The organism is Dokdonia sp. 4H-3-7-5 (assembly GCF_000212355.1).
In the GTDB taxonomy this organism is placed as follows: domain Bacteria; phylum Bacteroidota; class Bacteroidia; order Flavobacteriales; family Flavobacteriaceae; genus Dokdonia.
In genome coordinates, this window is record NC_015496.1 from 3,037,220 (window position 1) to 3,061,649 (window position 24,430).

Annotated in this window: 17 protein-coding genes; 7 read left to right on the plus strand and 10 right to left on the minus strand. The window is 36.7% G+C overall.

Translation table 11 applies throughout. The annotated features are described in order from the left end of the window. Positions 1-6 precede the first annotated feature (6 nt). The 3 genes from KRODI_RS13515 (at position 7) to KRODI_RS13525 (ending at position 4,307) form a co-directional block, all read left to right on the plus strand. Entirely contained in the window at positions 7-1,284 is a 1,278-nt protein-coding gene (locus KRODI_RS13515) for an amidohydrolase (protein ID WP_013752180.1), read from the plus strand. A gap of 185 nt (positions 1,285-1,469) precedes the next feature. After that, entirely contained in the window at positions 1,470-1,823 is a 354-nt protein-coding gene (locus tag KRODI_RS13520; RefSeq protein ID WP_013752181.1) for a BlaI/MecI/CopY family transcriptional regulator, read from the plus strand. Between the two features lie 3 nt (positions 1,824-1,826). Next, positions 1,827-4,307: a M56 family metallopeptidase gene (locus KRODI_RS13525; protein ID WP_013752182.1), complete on the plus strand. Its 2,481-nt coding sequence runs from the start codon at positions 1,827-1,829 to the stop codon at positions 4,305-4,307. A 191-nt stretch (positions 4,308-4,498) separates the two neighbouring features. On the opposite strand, the gene KRODI_RS13530 is transcribed toward KRODI_RS13525, so the two are convergent. Next, on the minus strand, positions 4,499-5,431 hold the full coding sequence (locus tag KRODI_RS13530; protein WP_013752183.1) for an EamA family transporter: 933 nt from the start codon (positions 5,429-5,431) through the stop codon (positions 4,499-4,501). Positions 5,432-5,593: 162 nt separating this feature from the next. On the opposite strand from KRODI_RS13530, the gene KRODI_RS13535 reads away from it, so the two are divergent. Then, positions 5,594-6,166, plus strand: a complete 573-nt coding sequence (locus KRODI_RS13535; RefSeq protein ID WP_013752184.1) for a Crp/Fnr family transcriptional regulator — start codon at positions 5,594-5,596, stop codon at positions 6,164-6,166. A 50-nt stretch (positions 6,167-6,216) separates the two neighbouring features. Then, positions 6,217-6,972: an acyl-CoA desaturase gene (locus tag KRODI_RS13540; RefSeq protein ID WP_013752185.1), complete on the plus strand. Its 756-nt coding sequence runs from the start codon at positions 6,217-6,219 to the stop codon at positions 6,970-6,972. Here KRODI_RS13540 and KRODI_RS13545 read toward each other — a convergent pair. The 9 genes from KRODI_RS13545 to KRODI_RS13585 form a co-directional block, all read right to left on the minus strand. Beyond that, a complete protein-coding gene (locus KRODI_RS13545) occupies positions 6,969-7,469 on the minus strand; it encodes a peptide-methionine (S)-S-oxide reductase (protein WP_013752186.1) in 501 nt (166 codons plus the stop codon). The genes KRODI_RS13540 and KRODI_RS13545 overlap by 4 nt on opposite strands. Beyond that, complete coding sequence (gene mqo, locus KRODI_RS13550; protein WP_013752187.1) at positions 7,470-8,957, minus strand: malate dehydrogenase (quinone); 1,488 nt, start codon at positions 8,955-8,957, stop codon at positions 7,470-7,472. A gap of 607 nt (positions 8,958-9,564) precedes the next feature. Further along, positions 9,565-10,818, minus strand: coding sequence for an NAD(P)/FAD-dependent oxidoreductase (locus KRODI_RS13555; protein WP_013752188.1), 1,254 nt, complete (start codon positions 10,816-10,818; stop codon positions 9,565-9,567). 135 nt (positions 10,819-10,953) lie between these two features. Then, positions 10,954-13,224, minus strand: coding sequence for a BamA/TamA family outer membrane protein (locus KRODI_RS13560; RefSeq protein WP_013752189.1), 2,271 nt, complete (start codon positions 13,222-13,224; stop codon positions 10,954-10,956). A gap of 3 nt (positions 13,225-13,227) precedes the next feature. Further along, positions 13,228-18,267 carry a translocation/assembly module TamB gene (locus KRODI_RS13565; protein WP_013752190.1) on the minus strand — a complete coding sequence of 1,680 codons (5,040 nt, stop codon included), beginning with the start codon at positions 18,265-18,267 and terminating at the stop codon, positions 13,228-13,230. Between the two features lie 213 nt (positions 18,268-18,480). Further along, positions 18,481-19,104 (minus strand): fasciclin domain-containing protein, encoded by a 624-nt coding sequence (locus tag KRODI_RS15170; protein WP_013752191.1) that lies wholly within the window; start codon positions 19,102-19,104, stop codon positions 18,481-18,483. A 145-nt stretch (positions 19,105-19,249) separates the two neighbouring features. Continuing rightward, complete coding sequence (locus tag KRODI_RS13575) at positions 19,250-20,293, minus strand: NAD(P)-dependent alcohol dehydrogenase (protein ID WP_013752192.1); 1,044 nt, start codon at positions 20,291-20,293, stop codon at positions 19,250-19,252. Positions 20,294-20,342: 49 nt separating this feature from the next. Continuing rightward, positions 20,343-21,299, minus strand: a complete 957-nt coding sequence (locus tag KRODI_RS13580) for a YihY/virulence factor BrkB family protein (RefSeq protein ID WP_013752193.1) — start codon at positions 21,297-21,299, stop codon at positions 20,343-20,345. 30 nt (positions 21,300-21,329) lie between these two features. Beyond that, complete coding sequence (locus KRODI_RS13585) at positions 21,330-22,439, minus strand: alkene reductase (protein ID WP_013752194.1); 1,110 nt, start codon at positions 22,437-22,439, stop codon at positions 21,330-21,332. A gap of 211 nt (positions 22,440-22,650) precedes the next feature. Between KRODI_RS13585 and KRODI_RS13590 the strand changes: the two genes are divergently transcribed. Together KRODI_RS13590 and KRODI_RS13595 are read left to right on the plus strand one after the other, a co-directional pair. Further along, positions 22,651-22,920, plus strand: coding sequence for an EF-hand domain-containing protein (locus KRODI_RS13590; protein WP_013752195.1), 270 nt, complete (start codon positions 22,651-22,653; stop codon positions 22,918-22,920). A gap of 108 nt (positions 22,921-23,028) precedes the next feature. After that, positions 23,029-24,429, plus strand: coding sequence for an exonuclease domain-containing protein (locus tag KRODI_RS13595; protein ID WP_013752196.1), 1,401 nt, complete (start codon positions 23,029-23,031; stop codon positions 24,427-24,429). The last annotated feature ends 1 nt before the right edge of the window (position 24,430 follow it).

The window sequence follows — 24,430 nt, forward strand, 5'->3', positions numbered from 1 at the left end:
CCATAAATGAAGTATACAACAACCTTACTATTTTCTAGTGTGTTACTTTTTACCGCTTTCGCGAAAGCGCAATCAAATCTAGATAAAGAAATAGCAGCTGTAGAATCAAAAGTAATTGAGTGGCGTAGAGATTTTCACCAAAACCCAGAATTGGGAAACAGAGAGTTTAATACTGCCGATAAAATTGCAAAACACCTTAAATCCTTGGGCATTAAAGTGCAGACAGGAGTTGCAAAAACAGGTGTAGTAGGAATTCTTGAAGGAAAACGCAAAGGAAAAGTAGTTGCTTTACGTGCGGATATTGATGCCCTCCCAGTTAAAGAACGTGCAGATTTACCGTTTAAATCTACAGCGATGGGTGAATACCAAGGTAATCCTGTACCTGTAATGCATGCTTGTGGGCATGATACGCATATTGCCATACTTATGGGTGTTGCAGAAGTACTTGCAAAAAATAACGACTTTGCAGGAACGGTTAAATTCATTTTTCAACCAGCTGAGGAAGGCGCACCTCCGGGAGAAGAAGGTGGTGCCGAGTTGATGGTTAAAGAAAATGTTCTTAAAAGCCCTGATGTGGATGCCATCTTCGGACTTCATATAGGTTCTGGTCAAGATGTAAATACCATCGCATATAAACCAGGCGGGATTATGGCAGCTTCCCAGAGTTTTGAAATCCACGTAAAAGGAAAACAAAGTCATGGTTCTACACCGTGGACAAGTCGTGATCCTATCATGGCTGCTGTAAAAATTATAGATGGACTGCAAACCATTATTTCTAGAGAAATACCACTTACAGAAGAAGCGGCTGTATTATCGATAGGACAAATTAACGCAGGTGTGCGAAGTAATATTATCCCAGAAGAAGTACACATAGTAGGTACATTACGCACGTTAGATTATGATATGCAAGCTTTTATAAATCAGCGTATGAAGGAAATGATTCCTGCTATTGCTGCGGCGTATCGTACAGAGGCTACGCTTACTATTCCTGAGGGCTACCCTATCACCTATAATGATGTAGTACTTACGGCACAAATGCTTCCTTCACTCGAGAAAGCTGCTGGTAAGGAAAATGTCTCTGTGATAAAAGCCATTACAGGCGCCGAAGATTTTTCATTCTTTCAAAAAGAAGTTCCTGGGCTTTATTTCTTTTTAGGAGGTAAAACACCAGGAAGCAGAGAAGCTTTTCCTCACCACACTCCAGATTTTTACATTGATGAAAGCGGGATGCTGCTAGGAGTAAAAACATTTATACAACTTACGCATGACTATTTAGGGCAATAACCCCTACTCCATCATTACACTAAAGATTATATTAACGACAGTTAACCAATGTGTTAACTGTCGTTTTTTTATGTAAAAAATCAATGAAAACTATAAATTTCGTTCAATAACTATAAAAATAGTTGTGTAACTATACTTTTCGTTGTAAGTTTGAATTATCAATCATTAGATAATCAATTGTATACATGGAAAAACTAACAAATAAAGAAGAAGAAGTGATGCACGCACTATGGAAGTTAGAGCGCGCTTTTGTTAAAGAAGTGGTTGCTAGCTTTCCAGAAGGCAATCATTACAATACCATATCTACCATTGTGCGTAACCTCGCAGATAAAGGGTATGTGGGTTACCAAGCGTTTGGGAAGACGCATCAATATTTTCCTGTGGTATCTCTTCAGGCTTATAGAAAAGAGTTTATGGAAACTACGAGTCAAAAGTTTTTTGGGAACTCCTATAAAAATATGGTGTCATTTTTTGCCAAAGAAGAAAAGATTTCTGCAGATGAGCTTAGGGAAATTTTAGCAATCATAGAAAAAAAGTAACTTATGGAAATCCTTATTTTAATAGCAAAAAGTATTGGAATTCTATCCTTGTTTTATGTGATATACATTTCCATCTTGCACAAAAACACGCTCTTTACAGCAAACAGGCATTTTCTCATTGCTGGTATCATTGCAGCGCTCACGCTACCCTTTTTAGAATTTACTCAAGTTACAGAAATCGTATTGCCTTCACAGCAAGTGTTTGATACTGCAAATGTAGTTCCATTATCGCAAGTTGAATATCTTCCCACGGCAACCACAACAGAGGTGCCAACAATTGATTGGTGGCAAATTGCATTGCTTATATACATTGCAGGCGTTATTGTCATGTGTATTAGATTAGGTATGCAACTATTCTCACTTAGAAATCTCATTTCTTCCGGAACTGTGGTACAAAGGAATGCATACACGTATGTTATTGTCACAAATAATATAGCACCCTTCTCCTTCTTCTCGTGTATCGTCTATAATCCCGAGCTACATACGCTAGAAGAGCTCGAAATGATTTTAGCTCACGAGCAAATTCATGCAGGACAACGCCATTCCATAGACATCCTGATTACACAAATTATATTAGCGCTTCACTGGTGCAATCCGCTGGCGTGGTTGTATAAGCAGAGTTTAGAACAGAACTTAGAATACATTGCAGATGCTCATGCTATCCAGCACATCAACAATCCGCAGCAATATCAACGCACACTGGTTAAGGTTTCATCTCCCTCATTTAAACCAGCGCTTACTAATCAATTTTATCAATCATTCATCAAAAAACGAATCGTTATGCTCAACACACCACAATCAGGTAAACACCATCTTTGGAAACTGGGATTAATCATCCCGCTCGTATCTTTCTTTCTATATTCTTTTAATGTAAAAGAAGTTGTCACTTATGTTGAAGAGGACAATACCGCTTTCGCGAAAGCGGAAACAACTAAAAATCCGACTAATAAAGGAAGAGATGTCTTTTTTATAGATCGTGAGACTACAAATGACAAGCTAGACAGAATCGAAAAGTATGTCACAGACCATTGGAAAGAAGTCGCAATCAAATTTTCAAAAAGAAGCTATACTTCTGAAAATGACTTGTCAGCTTTTACGTTGCAGGTACAATTTGACGAGGAGGAAGGTTTTGTAAATAAGCTTTCTTTTAATTCTAAAGAAATTAACCAGTGGGAAGGCTATAGCCTAATGGTTAATACTGAACAGGAGATTGTTGTAATGGAGCAAAACGATGGCACATTTATAAACATCACTCCAGATAAAACAATCATCACAGATGAGAAGGTTGCTGTAAATACAGAAAAAACAGTAGCTAAAGAAAATAATATTACAAAGGATGCACTAGGACCTAATCCCGTAATAGTTGTGAATAATAACGTTGTATTGGGACAAGAAAAAGAGAAAAGAGTCACAGGTGATAGTATCACAAGCTTACCTACTGCCCAAGCTATCAAAGCCTACGGAACTATTGCACAAGACGGTGCGCTCATTGTACACAGTAGTCCCAAGGCAGACACCACACGAGTAGTATCGCGTATAGTACAAGAAACTTATAGCTATATAATTACCAAAAATACAACGGATAATGAGATTGATGCGCTCATTAAGGTAATGAGAGAAAAGCACAAGGCTACTCTGAAGGTAAGTGGTATTAAGAGAAATAGAAATCTAGAAATAGAAAAAATTTCGGTCAATCTTAAAGATGAGAATGGGAATAATAAGAATTACACTTTAAAGAGCTCTAATCCTATCAGCGACATATATATATACCGCAATGCTGACGGTAGTACAGGCATGGGAAATGTCAATATGGAGAACAATACTGGAGATACATATGACAACAGGAGAGTTAGCTTAGAAGAACGACGCAACTCAATGATAACTAGCAGAGACAGTATGCGTAAAAATATGGAAGCTCGTAAACAAGAACTACGCGCTCGTATGGATGAACGTAGAAACCTGCAAGGCCGTGCACAAAGTGACTCTATGCGCCAGTCTATGATGGCTAGACGTGATAGCATGAAAACGCAAATGAAGGAGCGACGTGAGAATTTAAAAAGCGATAGAGAAAACTATAAAAATAGCAGACAGCAAAGAGACGTGGGCTACTTAACACTTGATGATAAAACTTACTACTTTGTGGTTAGCCCAGAAGGGTCAAAGAGTTTCTATGATCGTTGGGGAAAACAAATAAAAGAAGACACTCCACTCTATAAAAGGCTTTTAAAAAAAGGTTACTTTACAGTAGATGACAAGAGCAAAGATGAAGTAATGAATATGGTACCTAAGGATGGGATTATTAAAAGTGGCTCCTCCGATAAACCTATTATCTATATTAATGGAAAATTACTTACTTCAGGAAATTTTGATAATTTAGATCCAAATGATATTGAAAGCTTATCAGTTGTCAATGGTGAAAAAGCAATTGAACTTTATGGACAGGCAGGAAAAAACGGAGTAATACTCGTAAAAACCAAAGATTAACTACACTCACATTATTTTAAAAGTCCGCTTTCAATCAGAAAGCGGACTTTTTTTATATGGTGTTCTTTACAACTACCACTCATGAAAATTCAATTAAAATGATGGAATGAGATGAATACGCCTAAAATGAGCGATAATTTTCCTATAAAAATTCTAATCTACATGAAGATTTTTTTGTTTGAAAAGTTCGGTTATACCCTACCTCTTCTAAAACGCATCTTCTTTGTTTGCGTCTTATCATTTTTGCGTACGCTATTTATAAAATAAACACCGCTCAGCAATACACATGCTGCAATAATAGACTGAGTAGTGATATTTTCATCTAGAAAATACCAACCTAAGAATAAAGCAACAACAGGATTTATATATGCAGAGGTTGCCACTTTTTCTGTTGATACATTTTTGAGTAAGTAATTGAACGAAGTAAATGCTGCGATACCTCCAAAAATAATAAGGCATACCATGGATATCTGTGCACGCGAACTCCAATCTACCGGAGAACTCCATGTTTCTCCTATAATAAAACTCCACGTCCATAATAAAATACCAGCGCTTACCATTTGATAACCAGTTGTAATAAAGAAATTTTTAGGTAAATCTGCTTGTGCTACAAACAAGCTTCCTATACTCCAACTTAAGATACAAGTAAATATCATTATAATCCCTAAGGTTGCTCCTTGTTGCATCGCTATCTCTCTTTGAGAAACCAGTAAGTACATTCCTATTAAACCTAAGGTAACCCCTATAATCGATTTGAGTTTTAAACCCTTTTTTTGAACAATGCGCATTAGTAAAAGAATTGATAATGGCTGTAAGGCCGCAAGGAGCGCTGCAAATCCACTATCTACATACTTGAGTGACCATACAAAAACACCATTCCCATACACTAAAAAGAAAAACCCTGCTAGAATAGAATTACGCAGCTGCTTTCTTGATATTTTAAGTGATTTACCGCTTAATCCCGCTATTAGAAATATGATTAGACCTGCAGTGGTAAAACGTAAACCGGCCAACATAAATGCAGGTACTTCGCTTACTACAATTTTATTCCATAGATAAGTTGATCCCCAAAAAACATAAATAGAAAAAAAAGCGAGAATAGCTAGATAGGTTTCCTTCTTCATTGTAAGGCCGTAAATAGGTTAAAATTTATAAGTTACGAACTTAGCTATTTTATGCATGCGGAGTGTATCTTTATTTTAAAATAACAACAGCAATAGAATTTATAATTTATTCAAGTAAACTGCGCTCTTGAGTAGTATCTTTACTCTTATTTATAAACCATCTTGGACGAAATACGCACCTATATAAACCAGTTTGCTCCCGTATCTGATATAGATTGGAAACTTTTTACATCAAAGCTTGTAGAACGCACGTTCAAAAAGAAAGAAACCATTCTTGAAGCTGGTGTAACAGAAAACTATATTTCCTTTATTAAGGAAGGTTCTGTACGTTTATTTATACCAAAGGAATCATCAGATAAAGAAATCACCTTTGGCTTTTGTTTTGAAAACCAATTTGTGAGTGCATATGATTCGTTTTTAGTTCAAGAACCATCAGATCATTCTGTTCAGGCGCTTGTCGATACCGTGATTTTGAGTGTTTCTTATAAGGATTTACAAGAAATTTACGAGAAAACGGCCATTGGTAATCTTATAGGCAGACTTACTGCCGAAAGTCTTTTTATTACCAAATCAAAAAGACTACAATCACTCCTAGATCAAACTGCCGAAGAGCGTTATTTGAGCATCTTTAAAGAACGCCCTCAGTTACTTAAGGAAATTCCTCTTAAATATATCAGCTCATACATAGGCGTGACGCCACAGGCTTTAAGCCGCATTCGCAAACGTATTAGTTAATACAGGTTCATTGTCTGGCATTATTTGTGAAAGTACCTTTGTAAAAAAAAATGCTTATAATATTCTTTATAGTAATCCTCTGGTATAGCGGGTTATTTTTTCAGTCATTCTTTCTCCATAGATATGCAGCTCACCAGACATTTACAATGTCTAAAACCACAGAAAAAATCACATTTATATTAACCTGGCTTTTTCAAGGACCAAGTTACCTAAGTGCTTATGGTTATGGGATTATGCACCGCATGCATCATGCTTATACAGACACAGAAAAGGATCCTCACTCCCCTTCTTATGATGCAAACCTTTTTGCAATGATGTGGAAGACTAAGACTATTTATCAAGATATAAATAACGATCGTATTGAGGTAGACCCTAAGTTTAAGAAAAACGTACCACAGTGGAAGAGTTTTGACACTTTCGCTAGCTCGCGTCTATCACGCTTACTTTGGGTAGGTTTATATATCGCTTTCTTTGCCGTATTTGCAACAGCATGGTGGCAGTGGTTATTGTTACCTGTTGCCTTTGCGATGGCTCCTATACACGGAGTGATTATCAACTGGTTTGGTCACATTCTAGGGTATACAAATTTCAAAACTAAAGACACTTCTAAGAATTTATTCCGCTTTGACTTCTTAATGATGGGAGAAGCATATCATAACAACCACCACAAATTTGCGGCTAGGCCTAACTTTGGAGGGATACACTGGTATGAGATTGATGTTACTTATGTAATCATGAAAGTGCTTCACCGCACAGGAGTGATAAAAATGAAACCCATCACGATAGACGTGCACTCACACCATTAAAAATCGACCATTCTGTGAGCAAACGTATTCTTAAGTTCCCCCAGCTTAGGTGATATGTAACGCTCACAGAAGGGTTTATTTGGATTTTTCTTGTAATAATTTGTAATCTCTTCTCTTGAAGGATTAAAGTCTTTAAAAGGCAATACAGTAGTAATTATCTTTTCTTCGTTACTTTTTTGTAAACTATTTAATACCGCTTTCGCGAAAGCGTTATCCCGAACATTATAAACATACACTGCAGATCGATATGTATCTCGCATGCTGTGCATCTTTGTACTCTTATGCGTAAGAAGATGAATTTCGATTAAAACCTCCAACGGTATGACGTTCCTATCATAATGCACAATAACAGCCTCAGAAAAGGAAGCGTTTATACCCTCTGAAGCAATGTACCCTTGCTCTACATTTACAACACCCAGTAAGGACTGGAAGACCGCCTCTGTGCACCAGTGACAGCCGCCACCAAATCCTATTTTATGTATTTCCTTGTCTTGCAATTAATCTAGGTTCAATAATGTAGAGGTTCGTTTTAACTCACGGTTAAAATGCTCTTTTGTTATTTCCTGCTTATAGCTAGGTACAATCTCACTCAAACGTTGTTTACCCTCAGCTGTTTCCATAATCTCCGGAAATGCCTTCTCTAGTACGTCTAGCATAATTCTAGGCGCTGTAGATGCTCCTGGTGAAGCCCCGAGTAAACAAGTAATCTTCCCATCAGAACCACTTACGATTTGAGTACCAAATTCAAGTTTACCACCTTCAAACTCATCTCGTTTTATGGTTTGTACGCGCTGTCCAGCCACTTCTATACGCCAGTCTTCATTTTTTGCATCTTTTATAAAAGTGCGTAGGTCTTTCATGCGATCGTCAAAGTTCATGGTGATCTGACCTATCAAATATTTGGTGAGATCTAGATTATGCCAGAAAGCACCAAGCATAGAAGGTATATTTTTAAACGTCACACTGTCGAGCAAGTCAAAATTAGATCCTTCCTTTAAAAACTTAGGGCTAAAACCAGCAAAGGGACCAAACATTAATTGTCGCTCTCCATCTACATATCTAGTATCTAGATGCGGCATGCTCATAGGTGGTGCGCCCTCGCCTGCCTTGCTGTACACCTTTGCATAATGCTGATCTATAATTTCCTTGTTCTTACAAACAAGCCATTCTCCACTTACGGGAAAACCACCAAAACCATCTTTCTCTTCTATTTCAACGGTTTCTAGCAGCAGTAAAGCACCACCACCAGCACCTATAAAGATATGATCTGCTTCTATAGATTGCTTAGTTCCTGTTTTTAAATCTTTTGTAATTGCTGTCCAATTCCCATTTTCAAGCGGATCGAGATCTTTTACTTCTTTATGGAAATGAACAGGAGTATCAAATTCTGTTTCTAGAATCTCATATAATCGCTTTGTAAGAACGCCAAAGTTAACTTCTGTCCCTCGATCTATACGCGACCCTGCCATCACCTCATCCTCTGTGCGCCCCCTCATGATAAGCGGGAACCACTCCTTCATTTTTGATACGTTACGAGTAAACTCAATAGTATCAAACATAAAGTGATCTTTAAACGCCTCATAACGCTTCTCTAGATAATCTGCGTTCTTTTCTCCAGTCACCCAACTATGATGTGGGATAGACTTTAAAAATGCTTGAGGATCCTCTATAAGACCTTCTTCTACAAGATGCGCCCAGAACTGCTTTGTGATTTCAAACTGTTCGCATATTTTAATTGCCTTATCAATAGAAACAGAACCATCACTTTCTTCAGGGCAGTAATTGAGTTCGCAAAGAGCAGAATGACCCGTTCCTGCATTATTCCATGCCGCCGAACTCTCTTGAGCTACATCTCCTAATCGTTCTAAAATTAAGATGCTCAATTCTGGTTTTATCATTTTGGCTAGCAATGCCAGATTTGCACTCATAATTCCTCCGCCTACACAAATGAGGTCGTAATGTTGTTTTGGGATGGCTCCAGTCATAGTAATTTTTTACACTCTAAAGATATTAATAAGCTTGTTGAGTTTGAGTAAAACATCAAAAAAGAATGAGTCGGTAAAGATTGTAAATAATAACAATTACGCTTTCGCGAAAGCCTAAAAAGGCAACACAACAATCTCACAAATATCATAAATTTACACTTTTAGTCTTGTCTAAAAATTAACCTAATACAGCAATCAAAAACCTCAAAATGACTACTCTTTTCACTTTGCACTTATCATCACAAATTATCTTAAAATCTCTGATGCCAATCTTAAATAGCTATTCTTTATGATTAAACAATAACTTTAAAAATACTATACAACTAATTGATTTTAATAATTTTACTATCATTTTAAACTCTAAATAGATAACGTCTATAGTTAGCAATTACTGATGATTCATTTGCCATTGATTTGCTAAACAAAAGTCTTAAACAAGCATTATTTATTGAGTCTGAGGATTCAAAAATTAAGTGCAATTTGCTATCTATTCTGCTTTAGAATATTCCGAAACTTACTAGCTTTACATCCAGAATGTATTGTACAAAAAAGAGGCGATGATTATAAAATCATCGCCTCTTTCAAGTATTAATTTATGTTTCTGAAGTTACTTTAGAAGTCCTTCTATTTTTTCGATTACACCTTCTGCTGCTCTCTCCCCAGAAACCATTGCTGCATTTAATGATCCATTTAATAAATGATCACCAGCAAGAAAAATGTTGTTAGTAAGCTGCGTTTCTGATGGCGCGCAATTGTTACGGAGATTGCTAAGCTCAGGTAATGCTTTTCTTATTTCATATGATTTGAGAAAAGTAGTCCCTTTTATACCACAATACGTACTGAGCTCTGATGACACCATTGCGCTAAGCGCTTCCACGCTCAAATCATTATGATCTACCACGGTAACAGATAATAAACTTTTTGCACCTGTTGTAACAGTTTCTAGCGTGTCGTGATAGAATATATTGTTAATTCTAGTATTCTCATCTGCCACAAGACCAATGAGCGGCTTACGATCTTTAGGAGCATCTGCTTCAAAATACAAGTTTACACATGATTTCCATGGAGTTTCTTGACCTCTGAGGTTAGGAACTATGTGACTCGCCTCTGTTGCAATGATGATGTAGTCACTCTCTAGAACCTCGCCATTTTCTAATGTGATTGTTTGCCCGGACACTTCCTTAACAGCAGTGTCTAGTCTAACCTGAGTAGTTGCTAGCTGCTCTTGTAATTGTTTTGGTATTGCTCCTATACCTGCTTTTGGCAATGTTGCCATACCAGTACCAAACATTTTATAAACGAACTCAAACATCCTGCTAGATGTTTCTAGTGAAGATTCTAAAAATATCCCACTAAAGAACGGCTTAAAGAAATCTGTAATCATCGATTTACTAAAGCCTTTATCTTGTAAATACTTTAAGGTAGTCTTTTCTTCCTCTTTAAAAATATCCTCGAGCGATTTCTTCTTAAGACTTTTATTAAGTTTCAAAATTTTGACCTTATCCCCCAGTGTACCTATAGATGAGCTCATAGTCGGGATGAGCATTTTAAAACTACGTGTAGGATCTCCTATAGATTGCGAGTTTCTATTTTTGTAAATAGTAGCTCCAGGCAAAAAAGATTGTAACTCTAGCTTTTTGTAATCGAGATACTCTTTGGCTTTCGGGTAACTCTCAAGTAACACTTGAAAACCGTGGTCTAACTGATATCCTTTTACAATATCTGTTTTTACACGTCCCCCTATGCGATCTGTCGCTTCAAGAATTATAGGTGCGTAGCCTTTTTTCTCTAAGTTAATAGCTGCAACAAGGCCGCTTATTCCAGCGCCTATGATGTAAATCTTCTGGTCGGTTTGATTCATAACTCAAAAATAAGGTATGTATGTATTGTTTGGTCTGTTGGTTTGATAATTCTTGTACTATAAAAATCCCCTGGCTGTGACGTGATTTCTTTCTAATAATAGTTTGTTTCACATTTTCGCGAAAGCGAGATTGTTTTAGAATGGATATCCAATAGCAAAGTTGAAAATAGGTTCGTCAAATTTGAAATCCCATCGCTCGCCCTCCGGTAATGATGGATCGTGAAAAGGAGCTGCGAGATCAAAACGAATCACAAAGCCCTGAACATCTACTCTAAGTCCAAAACCACCGCCTATTCCTAATTCATTAATGAAATCTGAGGTGAACTTATCTTTACCTTCAAGATCTTCATTTTCTGTGCTATTCCATATGTTTCCAGCATCTACAAAAAAGGCACCTTTGAGATAACTGAAAATTGGGAAACGATACTCTGCATTTGCCTCTAGCCTGATGTTTCCTATTTGATCAAAGAAGTTTCCGCTAGATTGGTTTCCAGAAGATGTTCCAGGCCCCAAAGAGCGTATTCTAAAGGCGCGCACACTATATGGCCCACCAGAATAGTATTGCTTTACAAATGGTAATATCTCTGAGTTGCCGTACGCATACCCATATCCTGCAAAGAGTCTCGTTGCGATTTTTTGCTCATTTGTAATATTAAAATGATACCTAAAATCTACATCTAACTTAGCAAACTGTGCATATTCCAATCCTATAAATGTTTTATTTTGAGTGTCTGCATCATCTTTACCTAGCAAACTAATGGCGTTACCTGCAAGTTCAAAGTTAGAATTGAAAAATATTTGATGTGTTTTCTGGGTCTCTACCATCCCATTATACGTGAAGCTATAATTAAGTCCAGCAATAAACTGCTGATCAAAACTCTGTCTTAACAAAGGATTTGCAGTGAGTATATCTTCAAACTCTGTCGTAGTATTAGAGAGTCTCGTATAGCTCACAGAAAGAGGATTAATACGGTGTGTGACATATTTATTTGCATCCCACACATAACCAAATCCAGCATTACCAGACAATAAGGTGTATAATCTAGAACGGCTCAAATAATCTACACCTAGTGCTGCAACCGTTTTTGGAATATTATACTCAAAAAAATCTGTTGAAATATCAATAGGAAATATCACTCTTGGGAATACGAGTTCGCTGGCCAGACCTAGCTCTATACTACTTAATGACTCTCCTCCTCCTAGTTGTACTTCGTATCCTGCAGATCCTGTAATATTAAGAATCTCCCCACCATTAAAGAGATTTCTATTGCTATAGGTTAGTGCTAGTCCAGGTCCAGCAAAATTATTAGACTTAGTTACTGCTTGCACTTCGGCTCTTAAGGCTCGTTTATTTAAAGGTGATAAGTAAATATTTGCCTCAAGAATACCTAAACTATCTGTGCGCAAGCTATCAATCTCGTCATACTGGATATTTACAAATTTATAGGCTCCTATAGTAGACAGGCGTCGCGCAGTGTTACGGGAGACATCTGGATGATACAATTGTCCTTCTTCAAGTTGTACAAATGGCGCAAGGTATTTAGGTTTAAAATAAAGCTCTTCTTGAATAAAATTTAAACTATCAAAGCGAACCACATCAGATTGTAACGAGTCTTTGAGCGCATAATTAGGATACACATTTACCTTGCTTATTTTGTAAGGAACAATGACCTTATTAGGCACATCCTTCTTAATCTTCAAGAACATATCAAAACGCTTATTGCTGTATTGATTGGTATCTATCTCAAATATTAAAAACGAAGGATTGAAGTTGTAATATCCTTTTCTTTTAAGGAGATAATCAATACGATCGCGCTCAAGTTTAAGATTAGACAAGTCATATCTCATGCCTTTTTCAAGCGGTGAGGAAGCCACCGTGCTTATCATCTCTCTATAAATAGGCGGTGATAACGTATCAAGTTGATACGTCTCCATGCGGTATGGCGTAGGTACTTTGAGGTTGTAAGTAATAGATGCTCTTTTTTTTGTCTCGCTTTCGCGAAAGCGTGAACTCACCGTACTATAGAAAAATCCGCGATTTTCTAGTCTGTTACGTAGTAATGATTCTACTTCAAATTCTTCTACATCAGATTGATAAACAGGCTCCTCTCCTATCTTTTTATTAAGCCATTTATTGATTACTCCTGGTTTTTCACGCTGTGCTTTGTAATAAACACTTAAATAAGGATAACCTCCTAAGATTTTAGAATTAGGTGTAGGTCGCAGCACACCTTCAAGCTCTGTTTGTAGCGAACTTTGATTTGTGATGGTGCTATCTGGGGATATGACAATTTCGGCGCCAGTATATAAACGTTCTCCCTCTGGAATGTACTTTTCAACACTACACGACGCGCAAAAAGCGATCAAAACTAGAGCTGAAAAATATGTAGATAATCGGTATTGCACGTGCTAGTTGTTTTTATTGTTTTCAATAGTTTCCTGAGGTGGAGTTGCTTCTTTCTTGGCTTTTTCCTCCTCTACAAGCTGCTGCTGTTTCTTTCTTAAAATAGCATCCCACAGCTGACTAAATTTATTGAACTCTTGCTGAAATATTAGAGATATACCACTTACGATTGTTTGCCCATCAATTACATTTTCAAACTCACTACGACGGAAGCCTTTAAGACGGTATTGGCCATCCTCGGTAAGCTCATACTCAAGACTCACATTACCTATGAGCGGATTGCTCTCGCCAGAGGCACTTTGACCAGCTACATCAACACTACTGCCTACGCGTACTGTAAGCTTATCACCAAAAAACTTACGTTGTGCTGCAATATCTAGCTGTGTACGCTCTTGTGGTGTGGTTCCTTGATAATCTGTAAAACTATCTAATCCGAAATCAAGTTGAAATCCTGTTTTTCCCAATAACTTATCAGAAAAAATATTAAGCTGATCCGATAGAGCGTCATTTAAGTTATCTCTTGCAATACTTGCAAAACCACCACGACTTCCATCAGAATTGGAATCTGGGTAAAATCTATTTAATACAAGCAATGAGAATACCTGACGGTTGAGCTCTCCTTCTTGCTGGTTTACTTGCTGCACACGGCTATAAACTTGGCCACCTATGGCGCCTTGCTCATCTTCTGGCAAATCAAGAGCAAAATTAATTTTTGGACTCAGTAGTTCGCCATCTATATTTAAATATACTAAGAATGGTAGCTGCTGTCTGTATTTACTACTTTGAGCAGGATCTGCTCCCGCATTTGCGCTTGCCATTAAAGGTGATGCAGAAGCCTCCACTTCATATACAGCACGTACATCAAGTTTTGCATCAAATGGATCACCAGACCAGCTTACTCTACTACCAGGATCTAATTTGAATGTGCGGTTCACTAAATTGTAAAGATTCATTTCATACTGACCACTAGTTACGTCGTACACACCCGTGAGCGTCATTCTACCATTAGGTTGTAATGTAAAATTAAAATCTCCTTCTCCTTGTACTTTAAGATTATCACCTGTTTCTTTATCTATAAGAACAGTTACTTGCGCTTCTTTGTTTACCTTAAAAAGTCCTTTGAAATCGAAACCTGTAATAGTTCCGGTCTCCTCTTCTGTTCTTGTAAGTATGGCATCTGGATTTTCACGATTTACAAAAACTACGATTCCGTCACTAGATTCTATATTTGCTGCCGCCGTAGGCATCACATAAGTAACATCTGTAGCACCTCCTACTGTCGCGTCCACTGTAACAATTGGAATTTGTAAATCCCCCTTGATACTTGCTTTTGCATCAAAAACAGCCGTACCATAAATGAAGTCATTATCTTTTGGCTTAGCATTTAAAGCTTGAAAATCTTTTGCGTTGATTGTTAAATCAAAAGATGGGTTAATAAAACTCTCCGTACCAATGAGCCCAGAGACTACAAGTGTGTTTTGTTTTTCATCTAATACTGTAAAATTAGACATTGAGATTTCATCGTTATCTAAGGAGATTGTTTCGTTCTTTAAAGAAAAAGGAGCATTAAGCTTTGACACTATAAATCCAGCATTCTTAAACCTCAAAAATCCTTGATATTCTAAGCTTGCTAGTGCCCCATTTAATTTAAAATTACCCTCAAGACTTCCTGAGCCATCTTTAAGCTCTCCAAGTGAAAAGCCATCTATAGCTTCCATTTTAATCTCGTTAATATCGAGATCCATGTTAATTAATGCGCCATCTACATCTGCTACATAATCACCTGTAAGATCAAGATCAACACTTCCACCCTGAATGCCCAAATTAAAATCATAACGGTCTCCATTGAGTGACCTACCTGTAAGCTCTGCTGTACCTAAATTTTCTCCTAATAAACCAAGATTTTCTACATATAAGTCAGCCAAGAAACCTAAATCTCCAAATGGCTCCTCTAATACCAGATCGCCGTTAAGATTTCCAGTAGCTAGTTGCTCATTTGGATTGAGATAAGCTAAGAATTCGCTAATCTTAAAATTCCTAAAATCTATTGCAATATGGTCTTTCTCAATGGTAGGAAGCTTATCTGTAATCTCTACTGATTGGGTATTTCGCTTAAAGCGAAAATCATTAAAGGATAATTTTTTATCTGTGATGAGGACTTCATTAGTAACAGGGATTCCCCATTGTTTTTTATTAAAAATCAAACTATCTCTCAATACATGAAAACGGAGATTTTCTCTACTTCCTGTAATTTCAGATTGAACTTGTATAAGTTTATCCCCTCCAGCATAAGCAAGAAAGTCTAATGCTAGCTCATTATTCGTTTGATTACCGCTTATCTCTGTACGTTGAATAGCAAATGGTCCAGCTTTAATTCCTTTAAAGCCTAGATTGAAATTAAAATCATCCTTATCTGTATTCATTACAAAAGCAAGACTATCAATCTCATTACCTCCATAATTAACATGTGGTGCTTTAATAGAAGCATTTAAGACACGCTCTGCTTGCGCAAAGTCTAGATCAATTGATACCGTATCAAGATCTTTCATGTTTACTAAAAAGACTTCATTAAGTAAAGGAGACTGTCTGATTTTTCCTTTGAGAATAAGGTTTACAGGGTTTGCTAGCGTATCTGCAACAGCCACATCTCTATAAAAATAGCTATAAATATGATCCTGAAGTGCTGTTGTTATGCGTGCTGGATCTGCATTTGATTTTAAATCAAGATTCATGATTTTATTATCAAAAGTAACTGAGGTACTATCTGGGCGAACTCTCGCAGTACCATCTAGGTTCCCAATGAGGTATGAGCGGTCATCATAAACAACAATACCATCATCCATCGTAGCAGCTACGTCATAACTCGTTGCATTACCCTTAAAATTTCCTTTTAGTTTAAAACCTGTGCGCACATCTCTTTGCATGAGACCAAGCGCTTGAAGATCTGCTCCTATGATGTCTAAATCTATAGACGCTTCAGGAGCTATAGAGTCTAACACTACTAAGCCATCTAAGGTCATATTAAGATTTTCATCTTTATAAGTAGATTTAAATGCTCCTTTACCATTTGTGACTTGACCTTTGAGGTTAAGGTCCTTAATGGCATACTTGTTATATTGGAAAGTATTTACAGTCGCATCTAGACTTGCATCGAGTGTATTTATAGTGCTTCCTGATCCACTAGTTTTAACAGATAAGGTGAGTGCTCCTAATTGGTCATTGCCCAATAATTCTCCCATCGCATATTCCTGCACAGCTACATCTGCTTCAAATGCAATGGTGTTACCATTTTTAAATCTACCAACTATGGTTGCTGCACCTTGGCTTGAAGTCAATGCTGCCTTTGCAGTTATATCTTCCATACTACCTTTTGCATTACCCACTAGTTTAAACTTCGCAGGTAAGTTAATTGAAAGGGAATCTGCACTTACAAACTTAGAAATATCTCGCTTGGTGGTTTGTGCTTGTATCTCTGGTAGGTTCATGTAGAGATTATCTACATCGCTTAGATTACTCAGAGCGCCACTGGCAGTAATCGATGTTTCTTTACCCCAATTCATACGTAAAAATGGGACATCAAGTGAAGCTAATGATCCAGATGCATTTACAAATCCAGTTAAAAACTGCTTACTCAATGCTCTTATATATTCATTATTTAACAAGTCTGGCTGAAAACGATAGGTATCTTTTACATCAAATCTAAAACTTGGTATCGATACATCAAGAGTCACCTTTTCAGGTTGTGATGTTAATGATTTAAATGAAGGGTAATTCATTGATATACAACCATCTATAGCACTATTATTTAACTGAAGCTTCAAATCATCGATAGTCAGATTCTGCTCTGACACAAGGAAATTAGTTGCTAGAGATTTTAAGTTAATACCACTTGACTCATATCCCGAAAGATGCGCTATAGTGCTACCCGCTTTAAAATCTTTTAAAAATGTATTTGTTGCGTCAAAGGCAATATTCTCAATAGTGACTGCATTAGGATTAAACGTCCCCTTAGAGGAAGTCGCACCATCCACAGTATATGAAACACCTGTGTTTTTAATAAGTGCTTCGGTAATTTGAATATTATAGGCAGGGAATATGGAAGTACTAGTAGCGCCAATAGTCGAAGCAGATGCAACAGTAGTCATATTAATACCTAAGTTGCTATCTGAAATATTAATCGTATTTACATCAATGGTAAACGTATTAAAATCTGCTTTTGGGATTTCGGCATATAGTTCTTTTAAATCGAAGTCAAAATCAATTCCTGCTTCTGTGCCAGTATAATTACCGCTTACGTTGTTAAGTGTTAACTCTTCGAAAGCTAGAAATGGCAACGGAATTTCTTCTGCATTCGGATCTGAAGGTACAGGAACTTGGTAGATATTAAAGCGTCCATTTTGAATTAAACCGCTATTAGCAGTGAATCTCATTGCGTCGAGATCTACTACATCCATCTCTACTTCTAGTACATCAAAAACATAGCTACTTGTAATTCCAGTTACACCATCATTGTAAGTGATGTCAAAATCTTTTAAAGAAATATCTCCTATAATTATATCAAGGGGATTTGTCGCAATGGTATCTACTTCCGCAGTTGAAGGACTAGCAAATGCTTCTGCTATAAAGTCAAAATTAAATCCAGAGATACTATCGTTTCTTATGATGTTTGCACGAACGCCTTCCCACTGTGCATCCTCTATCCCTATTCCAGAACCTTGTAATATAGGAAGAAACGGGATATTTGCCTCTAATGATCTGCTGTAAACCAGTGTATCGCCCTTCTTATCTTCTATGTAAAGTCCTTCAACCGCAATATCACCATCGAAGGTGATAAACACCCTTTCTAGTTCAACTTTGGTATTTGTCTTCTCAGATAAATAGGTAACTGCTTTAGAAACTATAATATTCTGTCCCCACTCACTGCGTATGAATAGAACAAGTAAGAATAATATAAGAAATATGATCACTAAGATTCGACCAATAATGCGAAGCCATCGATATTTTCTCTTAGGCTTTTTTGGGATAGACTGTTGTTCTTCTGACAATGAAAATAGAGGGTTTGATAAGCTTTAACAAATTAACGTCGATAATCGCTTTTAACATAATTTGACGACGTAATCTTCTGTTAAATAGTATCAACCTACTATTAAAATTTTAACATTGTTGTGGGTTACGCTTTCGCGAAAGCGTGATAAAATCACTTACAAATAAATAGAGGAGATATTTGACTATTCTCACGAAAGGTGCTAATTGAAAAGCTAGTCAGCCATTAAAACGCTGTCTATAATATACAAAGAACCGTTTGAGGGACTCATATCTGCAGATAGTATTCTAGCAGTATGCCCGCTTTCATCATTGAGAATAATATTTGTTTTGTCTAATGTCGCGCGGATGCTACCTCCATTTTGGGTAGGCAATTCTAAAGAACCACCACTCTTTATAATTTCTGATTCTAGTTTTTCTGCTGTCCACTTATTTTTAACTACATGGTACTTGAGTGCTTTTTTTGCCTCAGACTTGTCATAATCACTAGATTTCTTATCTAAGACACCTAAGTTTTCATTATTAAACGCCTTATTATTTGGGGCGAATATGGTAAGAAATCCTTGGTTCACTAAACATTCATCCAAATCTAGTTCCTTAATTTGTAATTCAAATTCAGAAAGCTCTTCGGTATTGTTAATTTTAGAAACTATTCCATGTACCTTATTATCTTCAATTATTATCTGTTCTTTTAAGGCTTTTTCTGATAATTTCTTTTGCACAATCTCACGCTCAGCTTCTTCACGTATTTGTTGATCTCTTTGTTTATTATCACAAGATGATAGCGTAACGAATGCAGATATACACCCTACTAACAGTATCGTTTTGTTTAAAAACATGCTAATTCTTTTTTTACAAATATCACAAGCACTTAATAGAAACTCCGCTAAGTTATCGTTAAAACTAAATGTAAAGACGTTAAAAACATAAAAAACGAGCTATTACAGCTCGCTTTTTACAACTTTTTAATAAATAAGACACCTACTATAGGGTATCCATATCAATTACAAATCGATATTTTACATCATTATTTTGTACTCGCTCATAGGCTTCATTGATATTTTTCATGTCAATCATTTCAATATCACTTACAATATTGTGCTTGCCACAGAAATCTAGCATTTCCTGAGTCTCTTTAATTCCTCCTATAAGAGAACCTGCAACACTTTTACGTCCCATAATAAGATTACCACCATGAACATCTGGTAATGGTTCTATAGCTCCTACCATACACATTGTTCCATCTACGCCTAACAATGCTAAATATGGATTAATATCGTGACTTACAGGGACTGTGTTTAATATAAAATCAAAAGTTCCGTGTTGCTCTTCCATCGCATCTTCATCCTTAGAGATCAGCACGCTATCTGCACCTAGGCGTTTTGCGTCATCTGCCTTTCCTTTTGAAGTGGTGATCATTACTGTCTCTGCTCCCATTGCATGAGAAAACTTAATTCCCATATGACCAAGTCCACCTAGACCTACAATTCCTACTTTCATTCCTTCCTTGATTCCCCAGTGGTGCAACGGTGAGAATGTAGTAATACCTGCACATAATAAAGGTGCAACGGCTTTAATATCTAAATTACTTGGTATGTTAAGTACAAAATTTTGATCTACAGTTACTTCTTGAGAATACCCTCCAAAGGTGTGCCCATCTGTATGCTTGTCTTTACTGTTGTAAGTCCATGTCGCTCCTTCTTTACAGAATTGCTCAAGGTCACTTTTACATGATGAGCATTCTTGACAAGAATCTACTAGACACCCTACTCCTACTACGTCTCCTTTTTTAAATCCTGTGACATCAGATCCTACTTCTATTACTTCTCCTACAATTTCATGTCCTGGAACTACTGGGTACATTGCTGGTCCCCAATCACTTCTTACCGTATGTATATCACTGTGACAAACACCACAATATGTAATTTTTATCTTTACATCTGTAGATAGTGTATCACGACGTTTTATTGTCATTTCTTTTAAGTCGGCTTCTTTATCTTGAGCGCCATATGCTTTTACTTCTGTCATAGTTTGTTATTTTATTTATTATTAATTGGTAGTTTTCGCGAAAGCGTAACTATTCTTCTTTCTTTTTAAAATGTTGAAATCTTCTGAAACCTATTCCTGTTTTTAATTGGTGCGCTTCATTATAATATGCGTCTGCATATACTCTAGTAAAATTTGCTCCAAAAAATAAAATCAAGCTGCTATAAGAAACCCACAGCATAATGAGGATTATAGATCCTGCTGCTCCATAAGTAGAACCAGGCTCCATGGTATTGAAGTAGTATGCCATAGCAACTTCTCCTAAAATAAATAATATGGTTGTAAGACCGGCGCCTACTCGTACTGCTTTCCAACGCACATAAACGCTAGGTAAAAACTTAAACAGTGCTGCAAATAGCATGTAAATAACTATAAGCGAGATTGCTATATCAATTATAAATATAAATTCTATTAAAGAAGCTGGTAAAAATTCTGCTAGTCTGTTTGAAAATGCGCTAAGTAGTGAAGTGGCTATAAAACTGATGAGAAGTAAGAACCCAATAATTAAAATAAATCCAAATCCCTTCGCCCTACTTTTTATAATATTAAGAATCCCATCTTGCTCATTGAGATTAACTCCCCATATCGTGTCTAGCGCCTGCTGTAATTGAAAAAACACACCTGTCGCACCATATAATAGTACTAAGATACCCACAGTAGCTGTAAAGAAACCTGTTTCTTCATCTCCTCGGTCTACCATCATGAGTCGTATAGATTCGGCAGTTTCCTGTCCTAATACTTTAGTAATTTCGGCAAGTAACTCACCTTGAACGATATCTCTACCCCAGACTGCACCAACAATGTTTAAAATAATAACAACAAGTGCAGGCAGTGATAAGATGGCATAATAGGCAACGATAGCACTTAACTTAAATGGGTCTGATGCCATCCATTTTTTATAAGTGTCAACCATAAGGCGAGGCACATCCTTTATTTTAAAAGAACGCCTACCTTGGTCTGCCGTCATATAATTATCTGTTTTTTCCATAAAAAAAACCCTTTTTCAAGGGTTTAAAATTTATGCGTTATCTTTTTGCTCTTCGAGTGTTGGATAATCAATATAACCTTCTTTTCCTGGAGTGTAAAAAGTATCTGGATTAGGCTCGTTAAGAGAAGCATCGTTTTCAAAACGCTTTACTAAATCTGGATTTGCTATAAAATTACGTCCAAAGGCAACTAAATCTCCATTCTTATCAATCAAATCTTGATTTGCTGTGGCAGCATCATAACCACCACTAAGGATAAGTAAACCACTAAAACGGTCACGTATATTTTTCTTAATATCTGCTGGCAGGCCTGGTGCTCCCATTGATTCATGGTTAACGAGATGGATATAAACTGGTGCAATCTCCTCTAACTTTGCAGCTAGGTAATCAAATGTCTCTTTTTGACTATCAAAAGGTCCTATATCATTCATTGCTCCATTAGGAGATAAACGGACTCCTACTTTTTCTTTACCTAATGCCGCAACAACACGTTGTGTGACTTCAAGTGTAAAGCGACATCTATTCTCTACAGAACCACCATAATTATCATCTCTCTTATTTGTTCCAGTATTTAAAAACTGATCTAATAAATAACCATTTGCACTATGAACTTCTACCCCGTCAAAACCAGCTTCAATAGCATTTTTTGCTGCCGTAACATACTCTTCAATGGTATGCTCTATATCTTCAATGCTCATCGCGGTAGGTTCTGGAATAGGTAACTCACCTTTTCCATCTACATACATCTTAGTATCTTCTGGTCTAATTGCAGACGGAGCATATACTACTGCATCATCAGACATGTTATCTGGATGGGATATACGACCAGAGTGCATAAGTTGCATAAATATCTTTCCACCATTTTTGTGTACAGCACTTGCTACTGGCGTCCATGCTTTTACTTGCTCACGACTATAAATACCTGGGATACGAGGATATCCCACACCATTAAGTGACGGCGATGTTCCTTCTGTTATAATAAGTCCTGCACCGGCACGCTCACTATAATATTGAATCATTATATCTGTCGGAATATGTGCAGCTGTAGATCTTGACCTCGTAAGAGGCGCCATTACCACCTTATTTTTTAATTTAAAATGCTCAGTGTTTAATGGGCTTAAAAGTTCTTTATAATTTTCCATGCAATTTTTTTTTTACAAAACTAGTCCATGCTATCGCTCATTGCGGTTAATGCGTTGTTAAAACAATGTTTTCATTATCATAAGGTTTTCACTTTCGTGAAAAATTGAAATCATAACCAACTATCTTTTTGGCGCAAGTAAGTGAAGTTGTACTTTTATATCTCAAAACGAGTAAAAAATCGTAATCACCTCATTACAAAAGAAAAAACGTATGGCTACTAAAGACATGATTCTCAAAAAACTTCAAATCTTAATTACACAAGAATTTGATAGTCCAGAGCAGGCTTTTGCTTTTTTTGACGAAGATGGCAACGGTACTTTATCAAAAGATGAAATCAAAGAACTTTTGAAAAAAGCAGAAATAAGTGGTTTTATAAGATCTATGGTTGCCTCTGCATTAATAGACGGATATAGTAAGGATGGTAACGATAATGTGAGCTGGGAAGAGTTTAAAAAAGCACTTGACGAGATCAAACACTAATTTCTTACCAATAGGATTCACTTTTCCCAAATAGCATTCATAATATTTTCCATTTTTTAGGAATTATTCCTAATATTTCAAAATAAAGAGTAACTTTGTAACTCATTTATGAATGAGACAGAGCCTACATATCATTGTGTTATAGACGTAGAAACTACGGGAAAAGGAATTAATGGCAATCGCATTACAGAAATATGTGCGGTACGCCTTAAAGATGGTGAAGTAGTAGATAAATTTACTTCACTAGTAAATCCTGAACAATACATTCCGCCATTTATTACTAATCTTACGGGTATAGATGACGCTATGGTGGCAGATGCACCATTATTTAATGAAATCGCAGATCGAATTATTGAGATATCGTCAGGAGCCATATTTGTAGCACATAACGTCACCTTTGATTTTAACGTGTTGCGTAGCGAGTTTAAGCGACTCGGCCATTCATTTACTAGAAAAAAACTGTGTACGGTGAGGCTTTCGCGAAAGCTTATACCTAGTCTCTTCAGCTATTCGTTAGGTAATCTTTGTGCCTCTATAGGAATTCCTCTTAACAATCGTCACAGAGCCGAAGGTGATACAGATGCTACTGTAATTCTTTTTAAACGATTACTCACCCTCGATGAGGATGGCAAAGTAATGAGTTCCTTCCTCAACGTTCGCTCTAAAGAAGCCACGCTCCCACCTCATTTACCATCACGCATTATTCAAGAGTTACCAGAAACAGCTGGCATTTACTTGTTTAAAGATCGCGCTGGTAAAGTGATTTATGTGGGCAAGGCAATTAATATAAAAAAGAGAGTCCTCTCGCATTTTTACGATAAAAAGAATAAGGAATATTTATTAGGTCAAGAAACCTATCAAATAGATTATGAAGTTACTGGAAATGAACTTTGCGCACTATTACTAGAATCTGAATATATCCAGCAATATTTCCCAAAGTTCAATAGAGCTCAAAAAATACCCACAAGCAACTACTCTATTATATCGTATGAAAATAGAAAAGGTATCATACAGCTCGCGGTAGCCAAGACAAAATATAGACATACAGCAACTCAAAAAGTATTTACTAGAGCCAAAGCTACAGAGCGACTCATGGAGCTTTGTGAGATGTATGAATTATGCCCACGTTTTTGCGGTTTGCAGGCAACCTTTAATGAGTGCTCACATTATAGTCTAAAAAATTGTAAAGGTATCTGTAGTAATAACGAATCTGTAACTGATTACAATCTACGCGTTCGTGAAGCATTACAATCCTTTGATGCAGAAAATGAGAGTTATATTATAAAAGAAGACGGTCGTACAGATAATGAAACAGCCTTCATATACATAGATAAAGGCGTTTATAAAGGTTTTGGCTTTGTACCTGAGACAGAGCAAGTGAGTCATTTTGATGAAGTAGCCTCACATTTACTACCTAAAAAGAGCACGTATCATACAGACATTATATTGAGAAGTTATTTACGTAGACATAAAAATCCGCATATTGTATCACTTGCTATTTCTGCTTAAT